This window comes from Kitasatospora sp. NPDC089913 (genome assembly GCF_044748625.1).
In the GTDB taxonomy this organism is placed as follows: Bacteria; Actinomycetota; Actinomycetes; order Streptomycetales; family Streptomycetaceae; genus Kitasatospora.
Map to the genome: position 1 here is coordinate 1 of NZ_JBIVGI010000060.1, position 6,177 is coordinate 6,177.

7 protein-coding genes are annotated in these 6,177 nt (G+C 73.5%); 4 read left to right on the top strand and 3 right to left on the bottom strand.

Annotated features, from left to right (window positions below):
* Positions 1 to 241 precede the first annotated feature (241 nt).
* Both ACIPYS_RS40040 and ACIPYS_RS40045 read right to left on the bottom strand, forming a co-directional pair.
* Positions 242 to 1,246 carry a putative Ig domain-containing protein gene (locus tag ACIPYS_RS40040; protein WP_159424968.1) on the bottom strand — a complete coding sequence of 335 codons (1,005 nt, stop codon included), beginning with the start codon at positions 1,244 to 1,246 and terminating at the stop codon, positions 242 to 244.
* Between the two features lie 160 nt (positions 1,247 to 1,406).
* Positions 1,407 to 3,251 carry a diguanylate cyclase gene (locus tag ACIPYS_RS40045; protein ID WP_093861495.1) on the bottom strand — a complete coding sequence of 615 codons (1,845 nt, stop codon included), beginning with the start codon at positions 3,249 to 3,251 and terminating at the stop codon, positions 1,407 to 1,409.
* Positions 3,252 to 3,646: 395 nt separating this feature from the next.
* Here ACIPYS_RS40045 and ACIPYS_RS40050 point away from each other — a divergent pair, with 395 nt between their 5' ends.
* Entirely contained in the window at positions 3,647 to 4,174 is a 528-nt protein-coding gene (locus tag ACIPYS_RS40050) for a flavin reductase family protein (protein ID WP_093861494.1), read from the top strand.
* Positions 4,175 to 4,289: 115 nt separating this feature from the next.
* Here ACIPYS_RS40050 and arfB read toward each other — a convergent pair whose 3' ends face one another.
* Positions 4,290 to 4,724: an alternative ribosome rescue aminoacyl-tRNA hydrolase ArfB gene (gene arfB / locus ACIPYS_RS40055; protein ID WP_093861493.1), complete on the bottom strand. Its 435-nt coding sequence runs from the start codon at positions 4,722 to 4,724 to the stop codon at positions 4,290 to 4,292.
* A 78-nt stretch (positions 4,725 to 4,802) separates the two neighbouring features.
* On the opposite strand from arfB, the gene ACIPYS_RS40060 reads away from it, so the two are divergent.
* From ACIPYS_RS40060 to ACIPYS_RS40070, 3 genes are all read left to right on the top strand, one after another.
* Complete coding sequence (locus ACIPYS_RS40060; protein WP_093861492.1) at positions 4,803 to 5,291, top strand: hypothetical protein; 489 nt, start codon at positions 4,803 to 4,805, stop codon at positions 5,289 to 5,291.
* A 114-nt stretch (positions 5,292 to 5,405) separates the two neighbouring features.
* Positions 5,406 to 5,981 (top strand): TerD family protein, encoded by a 576-nt coding sequence (locus ACIPYS_RS40065; protein ID WP_093861491.1) that lies wholly within the window; start codon positions 5,406 to 5,408, stop codon positions 5,979 to 5,981.
* Positions 5,982 to 5,995: 14 nt separating this feature from the next.
* Positions 5,996 to 6,177, top strand: a 182-nt coding sequence (locus ACIPYS_RS40070; protein ID WP_400755551.1) for a hypothetical protein, incomplete at its 3' end; no start/stop codon positions are given.

Genomic DNA, 6,177 nt, shown 5'->3' on the forward strand with positions numbered 1-6,177 from the left:
CCGGCTACGACCTGGTCGCCGTCATGCGCCGCGGCGAGTGGATCACCGGCGGCGACCGCTTCGCCCCGATCACCACCGCCTGACCTCCCGCCGCACCGCCCGCTCCGGCACGCCGAACGGCCGCCCGCTCCCCCGCGAGGGGAACGGGCGGCCGTTCGCATGCTCCGAAAAGGCTCCGGAAGGGCGCCGACAAGGCTCCCGAGGGGGCCCGGAAGGATCCCGGAAGACCCCCGGCCGGGCCTCAGGAGGCGGCTTCCACCAGCACCTGGTCGACCAGGATCGTGCCGCTGCCCGCCGGCACCGAGATCACCACGGTGTTCGGGCCCGCCACCATCGGCGGCGTTATGTAGGTGTTGAACCAGGACGAGGCCGGGTCCTTGCCGGGGGAGTAGTTCTTGAAGCCCAGTCCGCCCGGCCAGTCCTTGCCGTTGACCGTCGCCGCCGCCCGCACGTCGGCGGCGGCGTTGCTGTAGTGCACGGTGAACTTGTAGGTGCCCGCCGCCGCCAGGTCACCGGTCCAGGTGATGGTCCCGCCGGGGTTGAGCGTCAGGTAGCTGCCGTCCGCCGACTTGGCACCCTTGACGGTGTTGCCGGCCGGCGCGTTCTGCGCCTGCAGCTGGCTCGCGTCCACCGCGCCCAGGCCGCCGGTGCCGGAGGCGGTCGCCGCCGGCGTGGCCGACGCGGAGCCGGTCGGGTTCGCGCTACCGGTACCGGTGCCCGGGCCCGCCGAGGCCCCGGCCGAGGCACTGGCCCTGGCGTCCTTGTCCTTGCCCTTGTCCCCGTCCGGGTCCCCGCTGGTGAGGGCCACCGCGGCACCGATCGCGATCGCCGCGACCACGGCCACCGCGCCGATGACGGCACCCTTGCCCCGGCCGCCGCCGCTCGGCCGCTCCTCGCCCGGCTGCGGGCGGGAGTGCTCGGCGTAGCGGGTCTGCTGGGTGGGGGCGGCTCCGAAGTCGCCCTGTGCCGGGTACTGCTGCTGCGGCTGGCCCTGCGGGTAGCCGGGCTGCGGCTGGTGGGACTGCTGCGGCGGGTAGGGCTGCTGCGCCCTGGGCGGCTGGCCGTACTGGGCGCGGCCGACCTCCATCGGGCGGCTGTACGGGGTGCGGGGCACGCCCTGCTGCGGTTCGGCCGGCTGCCCGGAGGCGCCGTCGGCCGGACGGTAGAGGTAGCCGAACGGATCGTCGTCCTGAGGGGCGCCGCCCTCCGGGCCCTGGGGCGCCCCGCTGCTGCCGGCGGTGGTCACGGTGGTCAACTCCCCCATCGCGGTCGCGCCGCCGCACTGCCGTGCCGTCGGACGCTGATCGTGGTCGCTCGTACCCCCGGAACACTACCTGTCGTCGGCTACGCCCCGAAAAGACCCCTTGACAACCCGCGAGTAGCCCGGGCCCGCCCCGGAGCCGGATTCAGCCCGCCCGCCGGTGCGAACGTTCGCCGCGCGCGCCGCGCACCGCGCCGCCCCGGGCCCGCTTCTCGTCGTACATCCGCTCGTCGGCGGTGTGCAGGACCTCCTCGATGCTCATCCCGCAGCCGGCCCAGCCGATGCCGAGGCTCACCCCGACCCGCATCGCCCGGCCGTCGATCCGCATCGGCGGGATGATCGCGTTGCGCAGCCGGTGGGCGAGGTCCTTCGCCTCGTCGCGGCCGATCCCGTCGGCCAGCACCACGAACTCGTCGCCGCCGAACCGGGCCACCGTGTCGCCGTCCCGGACGGCCCCGCTGAGCCGGCGGGCGACCTCGACCAGAACGGCGTCGCCGGCGTTGTGCCCGAACCGGTCGTTGATCGACTTGAAGCCGTCGAGGTCGCAGAAGAGCACCGCGAGCCCCTTCTCCACGACGGGCGGCGGACTCGACCGGAACGGGCCGGTCCTGATCTCCCCGCCCGGACCGTGGTCGGGCGGCACCACGGCGTGCACATGGTCGCCGTAGCCGTTCGCCCCGTCCGGGGCGCCGGCGGCCGCGGCCGCCGGGTAGCCCTCGGGGAGGCCGTAGCCGTGCGCCGGGTCCGCGCCCTCGTACCCGCCGGGCGTGCGGTGGGAGTCGCCGAACAGGTGCTCCGGGTACCCGCCGAAGCCGTCGTCGGGCCGGAGCGCGGCCGCGTACCCGGCTCCGCCGTGACCGGCGTCCCCGGGCGGGACGGCCTGGTGCCCGGCCGCGACCGCCTGCGGAAGGGCGCAGAGCCGGCGCCCGAGCCGGGCCTTGAGCTCGGCCCCGTTCGGCAGTCCGGTGAGCGCGTCGTGGCTGGCCCGGTGGGCGAGCTGGAGCTCGTGCCGCTTGCGGTCCTCGATGTCCTCGACGTGGGTGAGCAGGAAGCTCGGGCCCTCGGCGGCGTCGGCCACGATCGAGTTCCGCAGACAGACCCACTGGTACCCGCCGTCGCGGCGGGAGAGCCGCAGTTCCGCCCGGCCGCTCTCGGCACTGGTGCGCTCCAGCAGCGTCCGGTCGTCGGGGTGCACGAGATCGGCGAAGCTCTGCTGGCGCAGCACCGCCCGGGGGCGCCCGAGCAGGCGACAGAGCGCGTCGTTGACCCTGGTCAGCTGACCCCGCCCGGCGCCGTGGAGTTCGGTGATGGCCATCCCGCTGGGGGCGTACTCGAAGGCCTGGCGGAAGCTCTCCTCACTGGCCCGCAGCGCCTGCTGCTCCTTCTCCAGGCGGGCCAGCGCGCGTTGCATCTCGGCGCGCAGCCGGGCGTTGCCGATCGCGATGGAGGCCTGCAGCGAGAACATCTCCAGCGCCTCGCGGGTCCAGGCCCCGGGGCGTTTGCCGCTGCGCGGCCGGTCCACCGAGAGGACCCCCAGCAGGTCGCCGCCGGCGCTGTACATCGGGGCGAGCAGGCCGTCGGCGGGGTGCCAGTCGTTGGCGTAGACCGGCATGGGGCCGTCCCCGATCCAGCGCGGGATGTCGCTGGCCACGGCCCAGCCGCGGTCGTAGGGGAGGAAGCGCAGGGTGCCCCAGTGGTCGCTGACGCCGAGCAGCCGGTCCCAGGACTCGCGGGAGCCGACCTGGCCGAGCAGTACGGAGGGGCCGCCCATGGCGCTCTCCTCCAGCTCCCAGACGGCCGCCACCACCAGGTCGCCGTCCGGCCGGACCAGGCTGACCGCGGCGGCGTCGAATCCGAGCCCGTGCACGGCGCCCTCGACCACGGCCTGCAGCGTTCCCGCCAGGCTGCGGGCAGCGTTGAGGTCCGCCACGACCCGGTGCAAGGTGCGGAGGGTCGCGAGACGGACATAAGGCTCCGACTCGGCTTCCATGCGGGGGCTCCCCGGCTGCTTCGGATAGGTCTTGATTGGTTATCGTCCGATTGCCAGAAGAACTGAATCACAGGGAGCACAGCGTTCGGCACGCTCGGTCAGCAATAGGTCAGCACTTGTGACTTAAATCACACGACACTAATGCACCCTTAATCGGTTCATCTGCCCCATAACGGGACAAAAAGCCTCATCGGCACATTTCCGGTGGTCGGTCGCAATGGCCCCGCGCTGTAGCCGACTGACCGCCGGGCAGGCCCTCCCCTTCACTCCTGGGGGTGAGGTCGAGCGCGAACCGTAACCTTCCCGGCGCCCGGGCGGACCGAGCCGCGCTGCGTCGCTGGTCCTACGACCAGGGCCCGATGTCGTTTCCCCCGGTCGCGGGCTAGCGTGCCTACGTGTACCCGTCCCCGCAGCCCGAAGCTGCCTCCCGCGCGACCCCCGACGAGTTCCGGGCGGCGCTCTCCCAGCTCGCCTCCGGTGTCAGCCTGGTGACCGTCCAGGATCCGGACGACGGCGAGGACGTCGGCATGACCGCGACGTCCTTCCTGTCCGTGTCGCTGGAGCCGCCGCTGGTCCTGATCTCCGTCCGCGAGGACTCCCGGATGGACGAGGTGCTCTCCCGGGCCGACACCTGGGCCGTCTCGCTGCTGTCCGAGGGGCAGAAGGCGCTCGGCTCGCGGTTCGCCATGAAGGGCCGGCTCAGCGACCGGCTGCTGTTCGCCGACGCCCCGCACCACCGCGGCCCCTGCAGCGGGGCCCCGCTGATCAGTGGCGCGCTCGCCACCGTGGAGTGCCGCACCGAGCAGCGGATCCCGGCCGGTGACCACACCCTGCTGCTCGGCCGGGTCCTGGAGGCCAGGGTGCCCGACCCCGGCGGCCGCCCGCTGCTGTACTTCCGCGGCGGCTACCGCTCCCTGGGCTGACCCGGCACCGCCGGTCACCGCCCGGCACCCTGGGCACCGCCGGTCGTCGCCGGATGCCGCCGGATGCCGCTGGCCGGACCGGAACCTGCCGGACGGACCGGACCGGACGCCGCCGCTACTCGCCGCCGCGTGGCGAGCGCCGCCCCTGCTTCAGCTCGGAGCGGTGCCGCTTGTTGGTGAGCCGCCGCTCGACCATGCCCCGGGTGGGCCTGGTCGCCCGGCGCGCCTTCGGCGGCGGGGCGGTCGCCTCGCCGAGCAGCGAGGCCAGCCGGGCCGCGGCGACCTCCCGGTTGCGCCACTGCGAGCGGTGCTCGGAGGCCCGGACCACCAGCACCCGGCCGTCGACCAGCCGGCCGGCCAGCCGCTCCAGGGCGCGCTCCTTCCACACCTCGGGCAGCGCCGCGGAGGCGGCCAGGTCGTAGCGGAGCTCGACCTGGGTGTCGGAGGTGTTGACGTGCTGGCCACCGGGGCCGGAGGAACGGGAGAAGCGCCAGACGAGCTCGGCGTCGGGGACGACCACCGACCCCCGTACGCGAACGGGCTCAGGCATGGGTCCATCATCCCGCGCCCGACCACGCCGGGTCACCCGGTTATCCGGCCGTCCGGTGCCGACCCCGACAATGTCCTTGTGATCGAGCTCGGCTACTCCCTCTCCAACCGCTTCCCCGACCCCCCGCAGACCGACTACCGGTCGGCGGGCGCGCGCGAGCTGCGGTACGACCTGTTCTGCGGCGACGTCCACGTCGAGGACGAGGCGTCCGACCTGTCCACAGCCTGGGGATGGGTCCCGGTGCTGGACTTCGCCTGGGCCCTGTGCGACATCGTCGAGGAACTCGACCGCGACCCGGCCGGCGGCCGGGCCGCCCGGGTGCAGACCGCCGACCTCGACTTCACCCAGAACACCCATCTGCTGCGGTTCGCCCGCCGGTTCAACTGGGTGGAGGTCACCGCCACCTGGCTGCCGGACGAGCCACCGGTCGTGGTCCGCCACGGCGATCTGCGCCGCGAGGCCAGGGATTTCCTCCAGGACACTCTCGCCGACCTCTTCGACATGCACCCGGATCTCGCCGACAATCCGGTTGTCTGGGAACTCCAGGGCAGGTTCCGACGCGTCTGACGGGGAATACCCGGAACCGTGCCGGCGGGCGGAAAAGAAACCGGCCGCGCGGAACCAACCCTCGCGGTTCCCGCGTTATCCCCGGCAACAGCAATCGAAGGGACAGCACACACCATGCCAGTGAGCCTCTCCAAGGGTGGCAACGTCTCGCTGACCAAGGAGGCCCCCGGCCTGACCGCGGTCACCGTCGGCCTCGGCTGGGACGTCCGCACCACGACCGGTGCCGAGTTCGACCTGGACGCCAGCGCCATCGTGCTGAACGCGGACGGAAAGGTGCTGTCCAACAGCCACTTCGTCTTCTTCAACAACACCAGCACCCCGGACAACACCGTCGTCCACACCGGTGACAACCGCACCGGCGAGGGCGCCGGCGACGACGAGGCGATCAACGTCAACCTCGCCACGCTGCCGGCCGAGGCCACCAAGATCACCTTCCCGGTCTCGATCTACGACGCCGTCGCCCGGTCGCAGAACTTCGGCCAGGTCCGCAACGCCTACATCCGCGTGGTGAACGCGGCCGGCGGCGCCGAGATCGCCCGCTACGACCTCTCCGAGGACGCCGCGACCGAGACCGCCATGATCTTCGGCGAGCTCTACCGCAACGGCGCCGAGTGGAAGTTCCGCGCGGTCGGCCAGGGCTACGCCTCCGGCCTGGCCGGCATCGCCCAGGACTTCGGCGTGCAGCTCTGACGCTCCGCCCCGCGGTGCCTTCCGGCGCCCGTCCCGCCACCCGGCGGGGCGGGCGCCGCGTCGTTCCCGGCGCCCCGACCACCCTGCGCCCCGACCGCCCGACCGCCCGCTGCTCGCGCGTCATCCCGGCCAGCGACCGGCCGTACCCCACCAGCGCCACCGCGCCCAGCACCCCGCACCACAGCGCCAGGTACCC